This is a genomic window from Frateuria sp. (genome assembly GCF_035943815.1).
GTDB lineage: Bacteria > Pseudomonadota > Gammaproteobacteria > Xanthomonadales > Rhodanobacteraceae > Frateuria_A.
Genome location: NZ_DASZBU010000019.1, coordinates 285923 through 304660 on the forward strand (window position 1 = coordinate 285923; position 18738 = coordinate 304660).

Consider the following 18738-nt stretch of genomic DNA (forward strand, 5'->3'; position numbering starts at 1 on the left):
GTGCGTTTTTTCCTGCCGGCTCCCCTGCGCATGCGCCCCGCCACTTTCCGCCGCCTGCTCAACCTGTGGCCGCCGTTCCTGTTCAACAGCATCCGCGTGCAGGAGCTGGCCGAAGACTGGAGCGAGGCGCGCGTGGTGTTGCGCCTGCGGCCATGGAACCGCAACTACGTGCGCACCCAGTTCGGCGGCAATCTGTTCGCGATGACCGACCCTTTCTGGATGCTGCTGGCGATGCACCGCCTCGGCACCGACTACTACGTGTGGGACAAGGCCGGCGCGATCGACTTCGTCGCACCCGGCCGTGAAGACGTCTATGCGTCCTTTCACCTGACCGAAGCGTTGGTCGATGAACTTCGCGCGGCGGCCGCAAGCGGCGACAAGGTGCTGCGCTGGTTCGATACCGAAGTGACCACCGCCGATGGCGAGGTCATCGCGCGCGTGCGCAAGCAGCTTTACGTGCGGCTCAAGCCAGGGGCTCGCCAGCCCGCTCCGTAGGCGGGCTTTGGCCATGGCCAAGCCCTATTCCTGCTGGAAACGTTCGATTTCGGCGAGCAGGGCTTCGGCCTTTTGCAAGCTCTTGCCGGCCGCATGGTCCTCTAGCCTGCGGCCCCGGCCGGTGGCACGCATGACCCAGACGACTAGCCCCACGCCGGCCAGCCCCACGCCGGCGCTTAGCGCCATCCACGCCATTGACCGACCGCCTGCCCAGATGTCCAGGCCGTACCAGGCCAGGTTGACCCACAACACCAGTATCCATACGAAGCAGCCCGCCACGGCATTGAACGGCCCCTCGACGCGGACGCGCCAGGCGCGCAACTCGGCGAGTTGGCGTTGGATCGCCAGCACCGGGGCGGCATGGTCGATGTGGTGGATCAGATACAGCGTGCGCGCGGCAAAGCCGATCAGCGCCAACCCATACAGATGCAGGAGCACACCGCACACCAGCAGATGGGTTACATGCAGCCGCGCCACCCAGAAAGAGCCCGCCAGCACGGCGACCAGGACGCCCAGCGCGATCTGGGCCATCTGCCCCCACACCAATGGCCGCAGCCCGCGGCGCAGCCGGTCGGCCTGACCGTCGCGCCAGGTCCGCCAGTTCAACGCCTGTTGCTGCACCAGCCGGCGGTCCAGCGCCTGCCATGCCTGTTTCATCTCCTCCAGTTCCATGTTCATGCTCCGGTGGTGGCCGCGGCGGTCATCTGCCCGCGCAGCTTCTGCTTGATGCGGCCGATCTTGGTGGCCACGTTGGTTTCGCTGATGCCGAGCACCTCGGCGATCTCGGCGTAGGAACGCTCCTCCAGGTAGAGCAGGATCAGCGCGCGGTTGAGCGCGTCGAGCTGGCCGATGAAGGCGTACAGCGCGGCGAGCCGCTCGTCCGGCTGCGCCACGTCCGCCTCGCCGGGCAGCTCCAGGTGACATGCGTCGAACGGCTCCAGCTGCGGGTTGCCCGCGCTGCGCCGTGCGTACGAGATCGCCACGTTCAGGGCGACCCGGTACATCCACGTGGAAAACTTCGCCCGCGCCGCGTCGTAGGCACCGAAGGAACGCCACAGCTGGGTGGCGATCTCCTGGGCCAAGTCATTGCGGTCCTCGCCGCCGCGCGCGTAGATGCTGGCCACCTTGAACACGATGCCGCGGTGCTCGCGCAGCAGCGATTCGAACAGGTGTCGGCTGTGGCGGTCGGTCATGGCGTGCACTTGAGATCCCTGTCTCCAGCATGATTCGCCCGGGCGGGGAAAAAATCACACGTCCCGGCAGCGCACGCTCTTGGGCAACAAAACGACTCTTCCTGGGTCGACGCCGCCTACAATGGCGGCTCCCCGCCCCGACGAAGCCGCCATGCCCCGCCTGCGCCTCAAACGCAACCTGCTGACCGGCCTGCTCACCTTCATCCCGCTCTGGGTGACCTGGACGGTGTTCAAGGTCGTGCTGGGCTTCCTGGCCGGCATCGGCGCGCCGATGGTGGCCGCGGTGCTGGGCGCGCTGGCGCTGGTCGCGCCGCAAACCGCCGCCACGCTCGGCAGCGCCTGGTTCACCTCGCTGGTCGCCCTGCTGATCACCCTGCTGGCGCTCTACCTGCTCGGCGTCCTGGCGGGCCGTGTGATCGGACAGCGGCTGCTGGATACCTTCGACACGCTGCTGCACCGCATTCCACTGGTGCAGACCATCTACGGCGGCACCAAGAAGTTGATGGCGGTGCTGCAGCAGAAACCTTCTGGCGTGCAGCGCGTGGTGCTGGTCGACTTTCCGCACCCCGGCACCAAGGCAGTGGGCTTCGTGACCCGGTTGATGGTCGAGGAAGGCAGCGGCCGCGAAATGGCCGCGGTGTTCGTGCCGACCACGCCCAACCCCACCGGCGGCTTCCTGCTGACCTTGCCGGTGGAGGCGCTGACGCCCACCGACTGGACCATGGACCAGGCGATGGCCTTCATCATCTCCGGCGGCGCCGTCGCGCCGGACACGCTGCCGGCCGTCGAGCACAGGACCGCGTAGATGTGCTGACCACACCGGCAGCGCCTACCGGTGCGGCCCGCGTGCCGGATCGAAGGCTCTCTCGACCGGCCAGGCTGAAGAACAACGTTCTTGTGCGACACGCGATCAGTCGTCGCTAGGCACCTGCACCTTGCCCTTGACGCCGCTGTGGTTCACGTCGCCGCTGCCCTTGGCACCGAGGCTGAGGTCGCCGCCGACGCCATCGACGTCCAGGTCGCCCGAGCCCAGGGTATCGACCCGCACGCTGCCGCGGACGTCGCGCAGGCGGACGTCGCCGGAGCCGATGCTGCCCACGCGCGCATCGCCGCCGATGCCCTTGGCGGTAAGGTCGCCCGAGCCCACCGAACCCACTTCCAGACTGCCCACGTCGTTTGCCTCGACGTCGCCGGAGCCCACCCCGGTGGCGAAACGGCCCGCGACGTTGCGCACGTGCAGATCGCCCGAGCCGACGTGGCTGTCCAGCTGCCGCACCCCACTGACTTCGGCGTCGCCCGAACCCACTTCAACCGAGAGCGGCAGGTCCGCGGGCAATTGCACGGTCACGTCCAGGTCCGAGTAGTTGCTGCCGAACAGATGAAAGCCCGAGCGCAGGTCGCCGCCAAGTTCGAGCACGAGCTGGTCGCCCTCGCGGCGCTGGGTGACCGTCAGCCCGTCCAGCATGGAGCGGTCCGATGCACAGGCGCGGCCGTGCACGTCGAGCTTGCGGGCATCGGCGCGGCCGGTCACGTGCAGCCCGTAGCTGCGCACCTGGATCTGCACGCCGCGCACGCCGGCCAGATCGATGCTCATGTCGCGTGGCGCCTCGAAGGCACAGCGGTCGGCCGCGTGGCCGGCCAGTGGCGCGAGCAGCAGCAGGGAGGCGAGAAAGATACGCATGGCAACTCCGTTTCAGATGGGACAGGGCTAGGATGCCGCCGGGCCGCAAAGGGTTGCGTCTACCGGCCGGGAATGCCCGCGTTTTTGCCAGGCACGATTCCGCTGGAGTGCTTCCATGCCCCGTTTCGACCTGCTCGCCCCTGCTCTCGCCCTGCTGCTCGCCAGCCCATTGGCCATGGCCCAGGATGCGCCATCGATGCCCCCGACCAACGCGCCGCAGGTCCAGTCGTCACCGCACCCCGACCACGGAGCGATGGGTCATCACATGCGATCGATGCGCATGCACGGCCCGGAGCTGGGCGCCTTGGCCGACCTACGCGCGCTCGAACGCCTCTACCGGGAGACCGGGCGCGACAAGGAGCTCAGCGGCCTCTACAACGAGGTGCTGGCCAAGTCGCAGGATCCGCAGCTTCGCACCTACGTCTACCACCAGCTCGCCCGCCTGCAGGCCAAGCCGGCCAATGTCGACCAGGCGATCGCCACGCTGCGCAAGAGCCTGTCCGAAAACCTCGCCAACGAGGCCAAGATGCGCGCCGAGCATGAACGCACGCGCGCCCAGTGGAAACAGCACCAGGGTGCCACCGAGCCGGCGGACCGTTAACGGCCAGTCGCCTGGCGTGAGAGAGCGCATGCCTGAGGTGTCCGGTGAACGGCCCAGGCGACGGCGGGCGGTTCTCAGCCTTCGTCCGACTTGGCCTGGCGCCAGAGCAGTTCCTGTGCGTCCAGGCCCAGTTCGGCGAGCGGGCGTCCCTGCATGGCGGCCAGGGCCTCCATGCGCCGGAAGCGGCGCTCGAACTTTGCGTTGGCTCGACGCAGCGCCCGCGAAAAGTCGACGCCCGCATGGCGGGCAAGATTGGCAGTGACGAACAGCACATCGCCCAGTTCGTCCTCGATGCGATCGGCGTTGGCGCCGCCCTCGAATTCCGCGCGTACCTCGTCCACTTCTTCGGCTAGCTTGTCCAGCATCGGGCCCGGCTCGCGCCATTCGAAACCTACCGTGGCGGCGCGCTGCTGCAGCTTCGCCGCCCGCTTCCATTCCGGCAGGCCGTGCGAGATGCCGGCCAGCGCACTCGCATCGTTCGCATCGCCACGACCGGCACGCTCGGCCGCCTTGATCGCCTCCCACACACGGGTCTGCTCCTCGACGTCTGCGTAGCGCGCCTCGCCGAAGACATGCGGATGGCGCCGGCGCATCTTGTCGGCGATCGCGTGCGCCACATCGCCGAAGTCGAACAGGCCCCGCTCGCTGGCCAGCTGGGCGTGGAACACCACCTGCAGCAGGAGGTCGCCCAGCTCCTCGCGCAGATCCCGGAAGTCGGCGCGATCGATCGCGTCGACGACCTCGTAGGCCTCCTCTATGGTGTACGGCGCGATCGAGGCAAAATCCTGCCGCACGTCCCACGGGCAGCCGTCTACGGGATCACGCAGGCGCGCCATGATCGCCAGCAGGTCCTCGAGCGTGTAGCGCCCCGCCATCACCCGATCCCGGGTGCGGACGACGGCCGCCCGCTCAAGTCGGCCGCGCCTGCTGCAGCCGCCTCTTCCAGTCCACCGCCGGGTCGCCGACCGCGAGGAATTCCGGGTTCAGTAGCAAGGGCTTGGTGTTGTAGCGCAACGGCTCACCGGCAAGATCCATTACGGCACCGCCGGCCTGTTCCAGCACGCATTGGGCAGCAGCGGTGTCCCATTCACTGGTCGGGCCCAACCGCAGGTAGAGATCGGCCACGGCGCGGGCGATCAGGCAGAACTTGAGCGAGGAACCCATCGGGAAAGGCTGGTACGCCGCGCCGAGCAGGGCGTCGAGAAAACCATGGGTGTCGCTGCCGTGCGAGCGGCTGCCCGCAACCACCGCCGGCGCCGCCAGCGCACGCGCGCCGATCCGCTGCCATTGGCCCCCGTCATGCTGCTGCAACCACGCGCCCTGTCCTTGGGCGGCGGCATACAGTTCGCCGGTCACCGGCGCCAGCACCACGCCCAGCACCGGCTTGTGGTTTTCGATGAGCGCGATGTTGACGGTGAACTCGCCGTTGCGCTTGACGAACTCGCGGGTGCCATCGAGCGGATCGACCAGCCAGTAGCGCGACCAGGTGCTGCGCTGCTCCCAGGGCGCGGCGCGCGCCTCCTCCGAGAGCAGCGGCCAGTCCGGCTGGATGCGCGCAAGGCCCGCGGCGATGACGCGCTGCGCGGCCAGGTCGGCGGCCGTGAGCGGCGAGGCATCGTCCTTGTGCTCGACCGTGAACTCGTCGCGATAGATGGCCAGGATCGCCGCGCCGGCCTCGCGCGCGATCGCGCCCACTTCGGCGAGCAGGCCGCTATCGGGCTGGCCGCTCATGGCTGGAAGCGTCCGGCAAGATATTCGCGCGCCATGAACAGCGCTGCGATGGAGCGCCCTTCGGTCACGTCCTCGCGCCCGATCAGCGTGTGCAGCTCTGAGAGCTTCCACGGCACCACGTCCAGCTCTTCGGGCTCATCGCCGGGCAACCGCTCGGGGTAGAGATCCTGCGCCAGCACCACGTGCGCCATGTGCGTCATGTAGCCGGGCGACAGCGACAAGTTGTGCAGGATCTTAAGGCGGTTCGCGCCGTAGCCGATTTCTTCCTTGAGCTCGCGGTCGGCGCCCTGCTCGGCGGTCTCGTCCTGGTCCAGCCGGCCCTTGGGCAGCGACAGTTCGTAGCGGCCCACGCCGGCGCCGTATTCGCGCACCAGCAGCACGGTGTCGTCATCGAGCATCGGCACGATGATCACCGCACCCAGGCCGCTGGCGCGCAGGCGCTCGTAGGTGCGCCGCTCGCCATTGGAAAATTCGAGGTCGAGTTGCTCGACGCGCAGGAAGCGGCTGTCGACGCATTCGCGGGTGGCATGGACGATCGGTGGCTTGCGCATCGGCCGATTCTAGCCGGTCGACGCATCGCGCAGGCGTGCAAGCGCCTGGGCGTGGATGGCCGGCACGCCGGCCAGCACGCTGGTGGTGTCCAGGCTGGGCGGCTTGCCCTCGATGTCGGTGAACAAGCCACCGGCCTCGCGCACGATCACCGCCAGCGCCGCCACGTCGAGGATGTTGACGTCCGACTCGATCACCAGATCCAGTCCGCCGCGCGCCAGCAGGTGGTAATGGCAGAAATCGCCGTAGCCGCGAATGCGGCTCGAATCGCGGATGAGCGCACCCAGCGCTTGCCAGCGCGCATCGGCGGTGAGCGTCCTGACGTTGCCGGTGGAGATCGCGGCCTGCGCCATCGTCCCGGTCGCCGCCACCTGCACGCGTTCGCCGTCCAGCCAGGCGCCGGCGCCGGCGCGCGCCCACATCGTTTCGCCGTACACCGGAGCGCAGGACACGCCGAGCACCAGTCGGCCACGATCCATCAGTGCGATCTGCGTGGAAAAGAACGGCGTGCGGCGCACGAAGCTCTTGGTGCCGTCGAGCGGATCGACCAGCCAGAGCAGGCCGTCGCGCGCGCCTTCGAGCCCGTATTCCTCGCCGTAGATCGCCGCCTGCGGCAGCGCCGTGGCCAGCACGGCGCGGATCGCCTGTTCCGCTTCGCGGTCGGCGATCGTGACCGGCGTGTCGTCGGCCTTCCATTCCACCGCCACCCCGCGATGCCAGTAGTGGCGGATGATCTCGGCCGCGGCCGTCGCGGCCTCGCGAGCGGCGGACAGGGCTTGCTCTGCGTCGTAGCTCATCGCTCGGTTTCCGCGGCCGCGGCAAGTCCGCCACGGCGGCGCAGGCGGACCGATCCGTCGGGATCGGGCGGCCCCAGGTGGGCCAGCCAGTTGCGCAGCGCCTTGTCGCCCGTGCGCGGCTGCAGGAGGGCATCCAGACGCCAGCCCAGCGGGCTGGCCTGCCACTGGCCCTCGACATGCAGCGGCCCGTGACCGTCGTCGCCGAGCCTGCCATGCATCACGCCGTTGGCAGCCACCAGGTTCGTTTCCAGGTTGCCGAGGACCACGCTGCCGGCGCGCACCTGCATCGCCGCATCGGCCCAGTGCGCATCGCCCTCCAGTTCGACCGGCCAGTCGGCCTGCAGCACGGCACGCCGCAACCTCAGCGCGAGCGTGCCCTGCGGCTCGCCCAGCGGAGAATCCAGCCGTGGCGTCCAAGCGGCGAGGCCCGCCTGCACCGCCACGTCGGTCCATAGCAGGCGCCCTTGCGCATCGCGCTGCAGATGGCCGCGGGCAGTTAGCGCGGTCGCTGCGAAGTCCAACTGCAGATCGAGCCGCCCCCACAGCGCGCTGCGCGCAAGCCGCCACTGCAGGCGGCCCAGAGGGCGGCCATCCCTGCCATGCACCTGCTCCGCCGCGCCGTCCCATACCGTACCGTGCACCTGTCCGAGCGACAGCCCGCGCAGCCGGGCCTGCACGAACGGCAGCGCCCAGCGCGCCGGCAGGAACAACACCAGCAACACGACACACGAGAGCAGCAGGGCGATGGCCAGCCAGGCGATGCGCGGGCGGTTCACTTCGGTCCTTGGGCTTGAGCGGGCATGACGCAGCGCCGATGATAGCCGGATGGACACCCCTTCCCCCATTGTGCCGGCCGTCGCCGGCAACGCTGCGCTGGCCGCGCGCGACCTGAAGCACGTGTGGCACCCCTGCACCCAGATGCACGACCACGACATCGCCCTCGAGAGCCGCGTCCCGATGCTGCCGATCGTGCGCGGCGAGGGTGCCTGGCTCGTCGATGCGGACGGCCGTCGCTATCTCGATGGCATCAGTTCGTGGTGGACCAATCTCTTCGGCCACGCCAACCCGCGCATCGCCGCGGCGCTCGCCGACCAGGCGCGGCGACTGGAACACGTGATCTTCGCCGGCTTCACCCATCAGCCAGCGATCGAACTGGCGGAGGAGCTCGTGCGCGTCACGCCGCCCGGACTCAGCCGCGTGTTCTACGCCGACAACGGCTCGTCGGCCATCGAGGTGGCGCTGAAGATGAGCTTCCACTACTGGCTCAATCAGGGCCATGGCCAGAAGACGCGTTTCATCGCGCTGACCGGCAGCTACCACGGCGAGACGCTGGGCGCGCTGGCGGTGAGCGACGTGGCGCTGTACCGCAAGACCTATGCGCCCCTGCTGCTGACGCCGATCCTGGCGCCCTCGCCCGACGCCTACGAGGGCGAGCCGGGCGAATCGCCGGCCGCCGTGGCCGCACGCCGCCTGGGCGAGTTGCGCGTGCTGCTGGAGCGCCACGCGCACGAGACCTGCGCGGTCATCGTCGAGCCGCTGGTGCAGTGCGCCGGCGGCATGCGCATGTACCACCCCGACTATCTGGCCGGCCTGCGCCGCCTGTGCGACGAATTCGCCGTACATTTCATCGCCGACGAGATCGCGGTCGGATTCGGCCGCACCGGCACGATGTTCGCCTGTGAGCAGGCCGACGTCGCGCCGGATTTCATGTGCCTGTCCAAGGGACTCACCGGCGGTACGCTGGCGCTTTCGGCCGTGCTCACCACCGAGGACGTGTACGCCGCCTTCTACGCCGAGTACAACGCCGGCAAGGCGTTCCTGCATTCGCACAGCTACACCGGCAACCCGCTGGCCTGCCGCGTGGCGCTGGAGACGCTGGCGATCTTCCGCGACGAGCCGGTGCTGGAGCGCAACCGCGCGCTGGCCGCGCACCTGGGCGCGCGCCTGGGGCCGCTGCGCGACCACCCGCACGTGGCCGACGTGCGCCAGACCGGCATGATCGCCGCGGTCGAGCTGGTGGCCGACAAGCGCTCGCGCGAACCCTGGCCGGCCGCCGAGCGGCGCGGCCTGCGGGTCTACCTGCATGGGCTCGAGCACGGCGCCCTGCTGCGGCCGCTGGGCAACGTGGTCTATTTCATGCCTCCCTACGTGGTCGACACCGGCGAGATCGACCACCTGGTCGACGTGGCGACGGCCGGCATCGAGGCGGCCATCGCCTAGCTGCTGGCCGCCGGCGCGCGGCGTCGGCTCAGTGGCCGCGCACCGTCAAGCTGGGATCGAGCATTCGCAGCGCCTCGGCGGTCGTGCGCGCGCCGGTTCGGCGAATGTCTTCCCGGTCGTAGCTGCGCCCTGCCACAGGGAGGCATTCGCCCGGCTTGGGTGGAATCAGACTGCCGGTGGAGCGCAGGCAATTGCGGTCGCCGGGACGCGGGACCGAGTGACCTTGGCCGGCACCAGCGCGCGCATTGTCGGCAGGCGGCCGGATAGCATCCTGCGCATGTGTCGACAGGCCGGCCAGCAAGAGCGTGCCGGCGGCGAGGGAAAGTAGGCTGGAACGGAGCATGGCGGCACCTCGGGGATCAGGAGCTCCTCCGCCATGCTGCTCCCGGCCGCATTCCCGTGCAATCGGCCTGCGCGGCTGGGCGCGGCGGCGCCAGGCGGTAAGCTTGTTCTTTTGGCCGAGCCTGCCGTGCGCACCATTCGCATTCATGTCGACCAGCCGCTCGTCACCGGTGGCGAGCTGGACCTTCCCGCACAGGCGGGCGAGCACCTCGCGCGCGTGCTGCGCCTTGGCGAAGGCGCTCCCGTGGTCTTGTTCAACGGCGACGGCGGCGATTACGCGGCGATTCTCGTCCACGTCGGCAAGCGCGTGGTGCGGGCCCGCATCGAGGGCATGCAGGCGGTGTCGAACGAATCGCCGCTGGCGCTGACGCTCGCGCAGGGCGTCGCGCGCGGCGAGAAGATGGACCTGATCGTGCAGAAGGCGACCGAGCTGGGCGTCGCCCGCATCGTGCCGCTACTGACCGAACGCTCGGAAGTCCGCCTTGACCCGGCCCGCGCGGAAAAGCGGCTGATGCACTGGCGCGCGGTCGCGGCCAGCGCCTGCGAGCAGAGCGGCCGCGCCCGCCTGCCGCAGATCCTGCCCGCGCAGCCACTGGATGGCTGGCTCGCCGAATTGCCGCGGGGCGGCGCACTGCGCCTGGCCCTGCTGCCCGAGGGCAGCCGCTCGCTGCGATCGCTGGTCTTTGCGCCGGCCGGGGGCCTGCTGGTGGTCGGGCCGGAGGGTGGGTTGGGCGAGCGCGACGTCGGTTCGCTGCATGCGGCCGGTTTCAGCGGCCTGGCGCTGGGTCCACGGATCCTGCGCACGGAAACCGCCGGCCTGGCAGCGCTGGCGGCGCTGCAGGCCGTACATGGAGACATGGGGTAATCGACGCTGGCCCTGGGGCGCGGAACCCGCTCTGCAGGCCTTTCCGCGGATTCAGCTGGCCAGATCGAGCATCTGGGCGAGTTCTTCCTCGATGCCTTCCAGATCGGGAATCACCGCGATGTCGTCGCGCACCAGGACCTGTGCCTTCACACCTGGCGGCAGCGGCGTGCCGTCGTGGGTGGGAATGATCAGTTCGGCGTTGAGCGTGGTCAGGCGCGGAAAGCCCTGGGTGACCACCGCGACGAAGGGCAGCTTGGCGTTGCCGCCCAGCGCTTTGAGCACGGCAACGCGCACGGCCAGGTCGGCATCCCCTTCGGGTGCGCCGGCAAGCTTGGTGAAGGAGACCAGCGGCACGCGCCAGCCACGCCAGGCGATCCGCCCGAGCACCCACTCCGCCGCGCCTTCGACCGGTTCGGGGGTGGGCAGCGTGATCACTTCGGCCACGGTGGCGTTGGGCAGCAGCAGGCGCAACTGGCCTACCGGCACCAGCACGCAGCGGATTTCGCGCGGCAGGGGTTGTTCGCTCATGGCTGATCTTCCGGGAATTGCTCGGCCAGGCGTGCCGCCAGTTCGCGCGGCGTGCCGGCATGATGGGAAAGATGCTCGGCCAGCACGCCACTGACCATGTCGGCGGCCTGCGCGCTGCCGCTTGCCTCGACCCAGACCTGGCCGCCGCGGTCGTGCACGGCTTGGCAGCCGCCCACCGCATCGGTGGAACGTCCGGCGAAGACGATGGCGATCACGTCGCGGCCGAACACGGCGGCGGCCTGGGTAAAACTGGCGTCGATCGACGGAGCGTGCGCTGCGTCCATCTCGACCGGCTGCAATTCGACGCTGCCGTTGCGGCGCAGCGTCACCTGGCGGTCGGACGGCACCACGATCACCTCGCCGGCGCGCGCCCGCATGCCGGCTTCGGCCACGCGCACCGGCAGCGCGCACAGCGAGGCGAAGTATTCGGCCAATCCATCGGCGGGGCGACCTGCCAGGTGCTGGGTATGGAGCACGGTGACCCGCAGGCCCGCCGGAAGCGCAGCCAGGAATTCGCCGACCGACGCGGTGCTCTCGGTCGTGGCACCGAGCACCACCAGCCGTGTCACGGCAGTGGCCGGCAACTCGAGCACCATCTCGTGGCCCCGCTCGAAATCCCGTGGCGCGATGGCTTCTTCCATCGACACCAGCTCCAGGCTGAGACCAGGCAGGATCGGCGACTCCCCGTCGTCGGCAGCGTCAGGCGCCAGATAGTCGGCTGCACTGAGCTTTTCGATGCCGAAGTCCGCCGGATCTGCGCGTTCGACCCGCTCGGCCGGAACGGCATCGTGGTCGTACAAGGTCCAGCCGTCCGATATCCGCGGCGCGGCGGCAGGTTCGGCGGCCAGGCGCGTTGCGGCGGGGATGGCCGCCTCGTCTTCCACCGCAAGCTGCAGGTGATCCCGTTGGATCACGGCGAGTTCCGGCGATTCGACGACCGGCGCGTGGAAGGCATCGACAACCACGGCGGAAGCGGCCGTCACCTCTTGTGCCGGTGCGTCGGCCGGCTCTTCCGTCGGCGCCGCAAACACGTCCTCGTGCAGCGCCATGCCCTCGCCGGCGGCGTAATTCAGACCCGAGCCGAGCTCGTCGGATTCAGCCACCGCGACGTCGGAGGCCAGCAGAGCCTCGAGTTCGGCGGCGAGCGTCTCGGACGCGGCGGCCTGTCGGGCCTCCTCGGTATGCGGAGTGACGGTGTCGACGGCAGCGAGCGGCTCGGCTTCGGTCAAGGCCGCCGCCATGGGAGCAGATGATTCCAGCGGCGCCTCGTCGGCAGCCGGCGGGCGCGGCGGATCGGCGTCGCCCATCGCCAGCACCTTCATCGCCAGGTGGCGTGCCCAACGCGCGCGGTCCCAGCCTTCCAGCCGGCGGCTGGCCTGGCCGTCGTTGAAGACCACGCGGGGACGATCTCCGGCGAGGGTCTCGTCAAGACGATCGAGCGCACCGTCATCCTCGTCGTCGAGGTTGACCACCAGCACGTCCGCGTTCACCGAAAAAAGCAGTTCGCGACTGAGGCCGCCGAGCGGCCCCTCGTGAACGATCCGCGCGCCGCGCTCCTGCAGCGCGCTGCGCAACTGCTCACCCAGGCCCGCGTCGTCGAACAGCAGTGCGACCGCCGGTACCGCCTCAGCCATGGACGATCTCCAGCGCGCGCTGCTCCAGCACCTCGGCGATCTGCGCCAGCAGCTCGACCTCCTGGTAAGGCTTGCCGAGGTAGCGGTCCACGCCGATGTCGAAGGCGCGCTGGCGATGCTTGTCGCCGGTACGCGAGGTGATCATGATGATCGGCACCTCGCGCAGGCGCGGGTCGGCCTTCATGTGCGTGGCCAGCTCGTAGCCGTCCATGCGCGGCATTTCGATATCCAGCAGCATCAGGTCGGGCACGCGGTCGTGCAGCTTCTCCAGCGCGTCCATGCCGTCCTTCGCGGTGGCGACCTCGTAGTCGTGGCGCTCGAGCACGCGGCCGGTGACCTTGCGCATGGTGATCGAATCGTCGACCACCATGACCAGCGGCTTGACCCGCTGATCTTCCAGCACCGGCGTGGACACCGCGCTGAGGCCGTCGGCCAGGCGCTGTTCGCGGCGGGCCATGCCGTGGCGAACCAGCGGCGGCAGGTCGAGAATGACCAGCACCGAACCGTCGCCCATGATCGTCGCACCCAGCACGCCCGGCACCGAGCTCACCTGCGGGCCGACCGACTTGACCACGATCTCGCGCGAACCGATCACCGCATCGATGCGGATCGCGGCGCGCAGGTCGCCGGCGCGGGTCAGCAGCAGCGGGAGCTGCTCTTCCTCGCCGCCGTGGCTGGACGGCAGGCCGAGCAGTTCGTTGAGGTCGTGGATGTCGTAGGAATCGCCGTTGTAATCGAACGAAGGGTTGGCCTCGGCCATACGCGCGGCCAGGTCTTCCGGACTGATCCGGGCCACGCCCTGCACCGACGTCATCGGAATGGCGTAGCTGGCCTCGCCGATGCGCACCACGATGGCCTGCGTCACCGCCAGGGTGAACGGCAGCCGCAGGATGAAGGTGGTGCCCTGGCCGGCCTGCGATTCGATCGCCAGCGAGCCGCCGAGCTGCTTGATCTCGTTGGCCACCACGTCCATGCCGACGCCGCGGCCGGCAAGCTGGGTGACCTGGCTGGCGGTGGAGAAGCCGGTCTGGGTGATCAGGCCGAGCAACTGGTCATCGCTGGGGCGGGCATCCGGGCGCAGCAGCCCGCGTTCGATCGCGCGCGAGCGGATCGCGTCGCGATCCAGGCCGCGGCCGTCGTCGCTGACGCGCACCACCACTTCGGTCGCCTCGCGGGCGACGCGGATGCGCACCGCGCCCTCGGTCGGCTTGCCCGCCTTGCGGCGGTCGGCCGGCGATTCGATGCCGTGCGCGATGGCATTGCGCAGCATGTGCTCGAACGGCGCCTTGATGCGGTCGAGCAGGTTGCGGTCCATTTCGCCGTGGGCGCCCTCGACGTACAGCTGGGCGCTCTTGCCTTCCTCCTGCGCAGCCTGGCGCAGCGTACGGCGCAGGTTTGGCACCATCGTATCGAACGGCAGCATGCGGGTGCGCAGCAGGCCGTCCTGCAGCTCGGCGCTGACGCGCGACTGCTGGATCAGCAGCGTTTCGGACTGGCGGGTCAGCTCGTCCAGCATGTTCTGGATCGAGACAAGGTCGGACACCGATTCGGCCAGCGCACGCGAGTACTGCTGCAGCTGCGAGAAGCGGTCGAGCTCGAGCGGATCGAACACCGCCATGCCCGCCTCGCGATGCTCGCGCTGGAAGCGCGCGATGATCTGCGCCTCGGTCTCGATCTCCAGCATGCGCAACTGGCTGCGCAGGCGCTGCACGGTCTGATCAAGCTCGACCAGATTGAAGCGGTAGCCCGCGACCTGCTGTTCCAGGCGCGAACGATAGATCGCGACCTCGCCGGCGTGGTTGACCAGGTTGTCGAGCAGTTCCGCGCGGACGCGGATCTGCTCCTGCGTGGAGCGGATCTCCTCCTCGCGGTCGGGCAGCAACTCGGGCAGCAGTTCGGGAAGCGGAGCCGCCGGTACGCGGGCTGTTGCCGGCGCGGGCGCCGCAGCGTCGCTGTCCTCGACCAGCGACTCCTGGCCCGCCATCGCCAGCAGGCGGTCGATCAGCGCCTGCGGGTACTCGATCGCCATGTCCTGCGAAACACGCTGCACCAGCGAGTTCAACGTGTCGAAGCCGGACTCGAGCGCACCGATCAGCTGCGCGGTATCCCGCTCGCCCACCGGCCGTTCCAGCAAGGTTTCGATAGCGTGCGTGAGGTCGCCTACCGGCACCAGGCCGGCGATGCGGGCGCCACCCTTGAGCGTGTGCAGGTCGCGCTGGACGCCTGCGGCGTGCGCCGGCTCGCCCGGCTCGGCACGCCACTTGGCCAGCAGCCCGTCGGCGTGGTCGAGCAGCTCGCGCGCCTCCTCGGTGAAGATCTCCAGCAGGTCCGGATCTATCTGACCCGTCCAGGCAACAGCCGGGCCGCCGGGTTCGCCCTGGTTCTCCACCGCCGCGGCTTGCACCGGTGCATCGGCGGCGCCGAGCGGCTCGATGCCGGCCTCGCCCGCTGCGTGCTCCAGCGATTCGCTGACGGCGTCCTCGACCATCGCAGCCGGAGCCTCGGCGAGCGGCTCGATCGCGTCCGGTTCTTCGGACTGGGACGCGACCGTTCCTTCGGCTTCGAACGCGGTGGCCCCGGCCTGCGTCGGTTCGCCGGCCTCCAGATCAGTCTCGTGTTCGATGGCCAGCTCAGGTGCGTCTTCCACCCCGGCATGGCCATCGGATAGCTGCAGGACGTATTCCTGCTCGGCCCTGCCCGGCTCGTCGAACGCGCCGGAAGGCATGGCGGGGCTGTCGACCGGTTCGTTGAGCAGACTGTCGAGCAGCGCAGCCAGGCTCTGCTCCTCGTCGGCGCCGGCAGCGAAGGCATGCGGTGCGGTACTGCTGGCAGGTGCCTCCGCAGCCTCGACCGCTTCCAGGTCGAAGGCATCGAGCGCAGCCAGCAGTTCGCCTGCGTAACTGTCATGCTCGTCCGCCTCGGCCGTGGCCGGCTGACCCAACGCATCATCCAGGCCCGCGTCGAGTGCGGCGGCCGCGCCGTCGTCCGGCATCTCGGCCGACAGATCCTCCGCGTGGGGATCGAACAGCACGTGCGCGACCTTGGGTTCGGGCTGGCTGTCGCGCAGCTCGATCAGGCGCACGGTGAGCGCGTCGACCGCGGGCAGCTGCGGTTCCGGGACGTCGAATTGCGCCATTACGTGGTCGACCACGTCCGCCGACTGCGCGAGCAGGTGGGTGCCCTCGACCGAGAGCGGTTCGCCGGCCGCGCGCAGCCGCTTGAGCAGGCTCTCCAGCGGCGACAGCAGCTGGGTCAGCAGCGGGATGTCGACCATCGCGATGGCGCCGTGCAGCGTATGCACCGCCCGCAACAGTGCGTCGTCGACGCGCAGCTCCCCCTCGGCACGGGCCAGCGCGCCGCGAATGGCTTGCAGGTACTGCGCCACTTCGCTGCGCAGAATCTCCAACAACACCGGATCGACCGGCGGCATCACCGGAAGCGCGATGGCTTCGGACTGCTCGGGCGTGACCTCGGCTATCGTCTCGGCGGCGGTGTGGTCGGTATGCGTGGCGGCCGGAATGGCCTCGACGGCCGCATCCAGGCGCGGCACGCGGCGGCGCACCGTGCGGCGCACGATTTCCGTGGCGGCCGGTAGATGGTCGCCCAACTGTGCCATCTCGCCGGCGGCCAGGCGGTCGGCCGTAGCCATGATCGCGCCCAACGGCGCTATCGGCTTGCCTTCGCCCTTCAGCGCGGACAGCAATTGCGGCAGCGCATCGATGGCGGCGTGCACCAGCGCCTGCACGCCATCATGCGGCTGGATGGTGGCATCCAGCACGCGATTGAGCATGTTCTCGACCTTCCAGGCGAACTCGCCCAGCACGCTGGCACCGACCAGCCGGCCCGAACCCTTGAGGGTGTGGAAGGAGCGGCGGATCGGCGTGAGCGCGGACAATTGCGACGGGTCGGCCAGCCATGTTTGCTCCGCGCGGAGCAGGTTGTCGATTTCCTCCTGCATCTCTTCCAGGAAGATGTCGCGGATGTCGTCGTCGATGCCCTCGGTGCCCAGCTGGAAGCCGGCTTTGCCGGCCAGCGCGTCGGCTACCGGCACTTCCTCGACGACTTCCTCCTCGATCTCGATCCAGTCGGCGGCATCCTCCCCGCCCGCGAACGGCGGCAGCGTTTCGGTCTCCGCGAGTCGCAGCCCGGCCAGCTCGTGTGCGGACGGCTGTGGCGGTTCGCTGCTGCCGATCAGGAGGTCGCCGAGGTCGTCGCCGGCAGCGAGGCTCACCGGTTCGGACAGCGCAGGGCCGGCTGATTCCTTGGCAGCGGCAGGCGCCGGTTCTTCATAGGCCACCGCCGCGCGCGCGGCAGGCAACGGCCAGTAACCGAGCGAGCCAAGGCTGTGTTCGGCCACGTCAAGGATGTGCTCCAGGCCACCGCGATGTTCACGGGCGGCCTCGAGGTAGTACTCGAGCGCGGCGAGCGCGTCAGCCAGGTGATCCATCTGCGCGCTGCCCGGCACGCGCCGGTCGGCGAGCATCTCGTTGCCGATGAAGCGGCCGATGCCCTCGGCAAGTTCGGACGGGCGCGGTGCGGAGAGCATGCGCATGGCACCAGCCACTTCGTCCATCAAAGCCGGGGTGCCATGCAGCTGCGCATGGTCCCAGCCGGCCTCGACGAAAGCGACGATGGCGTCCTTGACCTTGGCTGCGTTGGCGATCGCCTCCTGCATCAGCGAGGCGAGGATGCTGCGCGCCTCGCTGCGCGGCAGCGCTGGCACGACATCGCCTTCGACCGGCACGTCTTCGCCAGCCACGTCCTCGGCACCCAGGCTTTCGATGTGGTCGTCCAGCGAGGATTCGACGTAGAGCAGCGCGCCGGCGACATCGAGAAGCACGCCCTCTTCCGGCGCACGCGCCTTGTGCGCGATCTCCTCCAGTACGCGGCGCTGCTCGTTGACCACGCGGCGAGGCACCGCCAGCGCCAGCATTCCCAGCGTGTCGCCCACGCGCTCGAGCACTTCACCCTGCGCGGACAATTGCGCGGCGTCGGCATCGCTCTGGCGCAGGAACAAGTCCAAAGCTTCCTTCACGCGCAGCAGGTCTTCCTTCAGCGCCTTGGACACCGAATCGAGCAGCGCGCGGTTGTGGCCCGACATCGAGCCGCGCGCGTGTTCAAGCTCCGCGGCATCGGGCAGCAGGCTGTCGAGCCGGTAGGTCTGCTTCAACAGCGCCATCTGCGGGCTGGCCTGGCGGGCCTGCGCCACGATGTACAGCAGCTTGCTCGCCAGTTCGTCTGCATCTCCTCCGCGCAGGCTGGCTTCGCCCTGCTCCACCAACTGGCGAATGTTGCGGTCGACCTTGCCGATCAACTGACGGATTTCGGCGGCGTGGCTCTTGAGCAGGCCCTGCTCCAGGCCTTCCAGAACGCCGGCAGCGATCCACCATAGGCGGCGGCCGGGCACGGTCCAGCAACGGCCGGCAATGCCCAGTAGCGTCTCGCGCATGCCGACCAGCTGCTGGGGCGCGTTCTGGCCACGGAACCAGGCCAACAGTTGTTGCTGGAAGCGCAGCCGAAGCGTGGTGATCGCGCTGCGCTGGGCGGCCACGTCCACTTCGCCCTGTGCACCCGGCGCCTGGACCGGCAGCGCCTGCTCCAGGTTCGGGTTGAACAGCGCGGCTTCGGACAGGGCCTGCTGGTCACGGCTGGCGCGCAGGTCGTTGAGCAGCGGCAGCAGCACCACCGGCACGTCGCGATGGCCGCCGGACAGGCGCTCCATGTAGTCGGGCAATTGCATGAGGCCGCGCATCAACGCGCCGAAGGCTTCCTCGCGCTGGCGGACGTGATCTTCGAGCAGGCAGATGGCGAGCGTCTCCATCTCCTCGGCGACCATCGCCGCACCGTAGAGCTCGACCATGCGCAGGGTGCCCTGCACCTGATGCAGATGATCCACGCAGGCGCGCATGACTTCGCGCTTGCCGGGATTCTCTACATAGGTCTCCAACGCCTCGCGGGCCTGCGCCAGGGTCTCGTCGAGCTCCGGCTTGACCCACTGCAGGGTGGTGAAATCGATGTGGTCTTGAAGTCTCATGCGCCCCTCTTGAGCGGCTGCGCGCTACACGCGCATCGCGCAACCGTTCGAGGTTGCCCCCTGTCGGT

General features: G+C 69.3%; 17 protein-coding genes. 5 read left to right on the forward strand and 12 right to left on the reverse strand.

Features of this window, described 5'->3' with window-relative positions; genetic code table 11:
- The first annotated feature begins 30 nt into the window (after nt 1-30).
- Nucleotides 31-495: a DUF4442 domain-containing protein gene (locus VGU65_RS15135; RefSeq protein WP_327477100.1), complete on the forward strand. Its 465-nt coding sequence runs from the start codon at nt 31-33 to the stop codon at nt 493-495.
- 24 nt (nt 496-519) lie between these two features.
- On the opposite strand, the gene VGU65_RS15140 is transcribed toward VGU65_RS15135, so the two are convergent.
- Together VGU65_RS15140 and VGU65_RS15145 are read right to left on the reverse strand one after the other, a co-directional pair.
- Nucleotides 520-1167 carry a hypothetical protein gene (locus VGU65_RS15140; protein ID WP_327477101.1) on the reverse strand — a complete coding sequence of 216 codons (648 nt, stop codon included), beginning with the start codon at nt 1165-1167 and terminating at the stop codon, nt 520-522.
- A gap of 2 nt (nt 1168-1169) precedes the next feature.
- Complete coding sequence (locus VGU65_RS15145) at nt 1170-1688, reverse strand: RNA polymerase sigma factor (RefSeq protein WP_414655834.1); 519 nt, start codon at nt 1686-1688, stop codon at nt 1170-1172.
- Between the two features lie 151 nt (nt 1689-1839).
- On the opposite strand from VGU65_RS15145, the gene VGU65_RS15150 reads away from it, so the two are divergent.
- On the forward strand, nt 1840-2493 hold the full coding sequence (locus VGU65_RS15150; protein WP_327477105.1) for a DUF502 domain-containing protein: 654 nt from the start codon (nt 1840-1842) through the stop codon (nt 2491-2493).
- Between the two features lie 105 nt (nt 2494-2598).
- Here VGU65_RS15150 and VGU65_RS15155 read toward each other — a convergent pair whose 3' ends face one another.
- Nucleotides 2599-3369: a DUF4097 family beta strand repeat-containing protein gene (locus VGU65_RS15155; RefSeq protein WP_327477107.1), complete on the reverse strand. Its 771-nt coding sequence runs from the start codon at nt 3367-3369 to the stop codon at nt 2599-2601.
- Between the two features lie 115 nt (nt 3370-3484).
- On the opposite strand from VGU65_RS15155, the gene VGU65_RS15160 reads away from it, so the two are divergent.
- Nucleotides 3485-3970 carry a hypothetical protein gene (locus VGU65_RS15160; protein WP_327477108.1) on the forward strand — a complete coding sequence of 162 codons (486 nt, stop codon included), beginning with the start codon at nt 3485-3487 and terminating at the stop codon, nt 3968-3970.
- Between the two features lie 74 nt (nt 3971-4044).
- Here the strand turns inward: VGU65_RS15160 and mazG are convergent, their stop codons facing one another.
- Genes mazG through gspN form a run of 5 tightly spaced genes read right to left on the reverse strand, consistent with a single transcriptional unit; the run spans nt 4045 to nt 7823 of the window.
- Nucleotides 4045-4845 carry a nucleoside triphosphate pyrophosphohydrolase gene (gene mazG, locus VGU65_RS15165; protein WP_327477109.1) on the reverse strand — a complete coding sequence of 267 codons (801 nt, stop codon included), beginning with the start codon at nt 4843-4845 and terminating at the stop codon, nt 4045-4047.
- A gap of 34 nt (nt 4846-4879) precedes the next feature.
- The gene (cysQ, locus tag VGU65_RS15170; RefSeq protein ID WP_327477110.1) at nt 4880-5701 is read right to left on the reverse strand and encodes a 3'(2'),5'-bisphosphate nucleotidase CysQ; all 822 of its coding nucleotides are present in this window, start codon (nt 5699-5701) and stop codon (nt 4880-4882) included.
- A complete protein-coding gene (gene nudE, locus VGU65_RS15175) occupies nt 5698-6252 on the reverse strand; it encodes an ADP compounds hydrolase NudE (protein WP_327477111.1) in 555 nt (184 codons plus the stop codon). The genes cysQ and nudE overlap by 4 nt, the downstream gene beginning before the upstream one ends.
- A 9-nt stretch (nt 6253-6261) precedes the next feature.
- Nucleotides 6262-7047, reverse strand: coding sequence for an inositol monophosphatase family protein (locus VGU65_RS15180; RefSeq protein ID WP_327477112.1), 786 nt, complete (start codon nt 7045-7047; stop codon nt 6262-6264).
- The gene (gene gspN, locus VGU65_RS15185; RefSeq protein ID WP_327477114.1) at nt 7044-7823 is read right to left on the reverse strand and encodes a type II secretion system protein N; all 780 of its coding nucleotides are present in this window, start codon (nt 7821-7823) and stop codon (nt 7044-7046) included. Before gspN ends, VGU65_RS15180 begins: the two co-directional genes overlap by 4 nt.
- A gap of 49 nt (nt 7824-7872) precedes the next feature.
- Here gspN and bioA point away from each other — a divergent pair, with 49 nt between their 5' ends.
- The gene (gene bioA, locus VGU65_RS15190) at nt 7873-9267 is read left to right on the forward strand and encodes an adenosylmethionine--8-amino-7-oxononanoate transaminase (protein ID WP_327477116.1); all 1395 of its coding nucleotides are present in this window, start codon (nt 7873-7875) and stop codon (nt 9265-9267) included.
- 28 nt (nt 9268-9295) lie between these two features.
- On the opposite strand, the gene VGU65_RS15195 is transcribed toward bioA, so the two are convergent.
- Entirely contained in the window at nt 9296-9610 is a 315-nt protein-coding gene (locus VGU65_RS15195) for a hypothetical protein (protein ID WP_327477117.1), read from the reverse strand.
- A gap of 126 nt (nt 9611-9736) precedes the next feature.
- Here VGU65_RS15195 and VGU65_RS15200 point away from each other — a divergent pair, with 126 nt between their 5' ends.
- Nucleotides 9737-10474 carry a 16S rRNA (uracil(1498)-N(3))-methyltransferase gene (locus VGU65_RS15200; RefSeq protein WP_327477119.1) on the forward strand — a complete coding sequence of 246 codons (738 nt, stop codon included), beginning with the start codon at nt 9737-9739 and terminating at the stop codon, nt 10472-10474.
- A gap of 51 nt (nt 10475-10525) precedes the next feature.
- Here the strand turns inward: VGU65_RS15200 and VGU65_RS15205 are convergent, their stop codons facing one another.
- From VGU65_RS15205 to VGU65_RS15215, 3 genes are read right to left on the reverse strand one after another with little or no spacing between them, the layout of a single operon-like run.
- Entirely contained in the window at nt 10526-11002 is a 477-nt protein-coding gene (locus VGU65_RS15205; protein WP_327477121.1) for a chemotaxis protein CheW, read from the reverse strand.
- The gene (locus VGU65_RS15210; protein WP_327477123.1) at nt 10999-12636 is read right to left on the reverse strand and encodes a chemotaxis protein CheB; all 1638 of its coding nucleotides are present in this window, start codon (nt 12634-12636) and stop codon (nt 10999-11001) included. Before VGU65_RS15210 ends, VGU65_RS15205 begins: the two co-directional genes overlap by 4 nt.
- A complete protein-coding gene (locus tag VGU65_RS15215; RefSeq protein ID WP_327477125.1) occupies nt 12629-18670 on the reverse strand; it encodes an Hpt domain-containing protein in 6042 nt (2013 codons plus the stop codon). The genes VGU65_RS15210 and VGU65_RS15215 overlap by 8 nt, the downstream gene beginning before the upstream one ends.
- Between the last annotated feature and the right edge of the window lie 68 nt (nt 18671-18738).

Excerpts from the sequence above, each read along its gene's own strand:
- VGU65_RS15135 (WP_327477100.1), top strand. The coding sequence starts at position 31 with ATGCGCCCCGCCACTTTCCGCCGCCTGCTCAACCTGTGGCCGCCGTTC.
- VGU65_RS15140 (WP_327477101.1), bottom strand. The coding sequence starts at position 1,167 with ATGGAACTGGAGGAGATGAAACAGGCATGGCAGGCGCTGGACCGCCGG.
- VGU65_RS15145 (WP_414655834.1), bottom strand. The coding sequence starts at position 1,688 with ATGACCGACCGCCACAGCCGACACCTGTTCGAATCGCTGCTGCGCGAG.
- VGU65_RS15150 (WP_327477105.1), top strand. The coding sequence starts at position 1,840 with ATGCCCCGCCTGCGCCTCAAACGCAACCTGCTGACCGGCCTGCTCACC.
- VGU65_RS15155 (WP_327477107.1), bottom strand. The coding sequence starts at position 3,369 with ATGCGTATCTTTCTCGCCTCCCTGCTGCTGCTCGCGCCACTGGCCGGC.
- VGU65_RS15160 (WP_327477108.1), top strand. The coding sequence starts at position 3,485 with ATGCCCCGTTTCGACCTGCTCGCCCCTGCTCTCGCCCTGCTGCTCGCC.
- mazG (WP_327477109.1), bottom strand. The coding sequence starts at position 4,845 with ATGGCGGGGCGCTACACGCTCGAGGACCTGCTGGCGATCATGGCGCGC.
- cysQ (WP_327477110.1), bottom strand. The coding sequence starts at position 5,701 with ATGAGCGGCCAGCCCGATAGCGGCCTGCTCGCCGAAGTGGGCGCGATC.
- nudE (WP_327477111.1), bottom strand. The coding sequence starts at position 6,252 with ATGCGCAAGCCACCGATCGTCCATGCCACCCGCGAATGCGTCGACAGC.
- VGU65_RS15180 (WP_327477112.1), bottom strand. The coding sequence starts at position 7,047 with ATGAGCTACGACGCAGAGCAAGCCCTGTCCGCCGCTCGCGAGGCCGCG.
- bioA (WP_327477116.1), top strand. The coding sequence starts at position 7,873 with ATGGACACCCCTTCCCCCATTGTGCCGGCCGTCGCCGGCAACGCTGCG.
- VGU65_RS15195 (WP_327477117.1), bottom strand. The coding sequence starts at position 9,610 with ATGCTCCGTTCCAGCCTACTTTCCCTCGCCGCCGGCACGCTCTTGCTG.
- VGU65_RS15205 (WP_327477121.1), bottom strand. The coding sequence starts at position 11,002 with ATGAGCGAACAACCCCTGCCGCGCGAAATCCGCTGCGTGCTGGTGCCG.
- VGU65_RS15210 (WP_327477123.1), bottom strand. The coding sequence starts at position 12,636 with ATGGCTGAGGCGGTACCGGCGGTCGCACTGCTGTTCGACGACGCGGGC.
- VGU65_RS15215 (WP_327477125.1), bottom strand. The coding sequence starts at position 18,670 with ATGAGACTTCAAGACCACATCGATTTCACCACCCTGCAGTGGGTCAAG.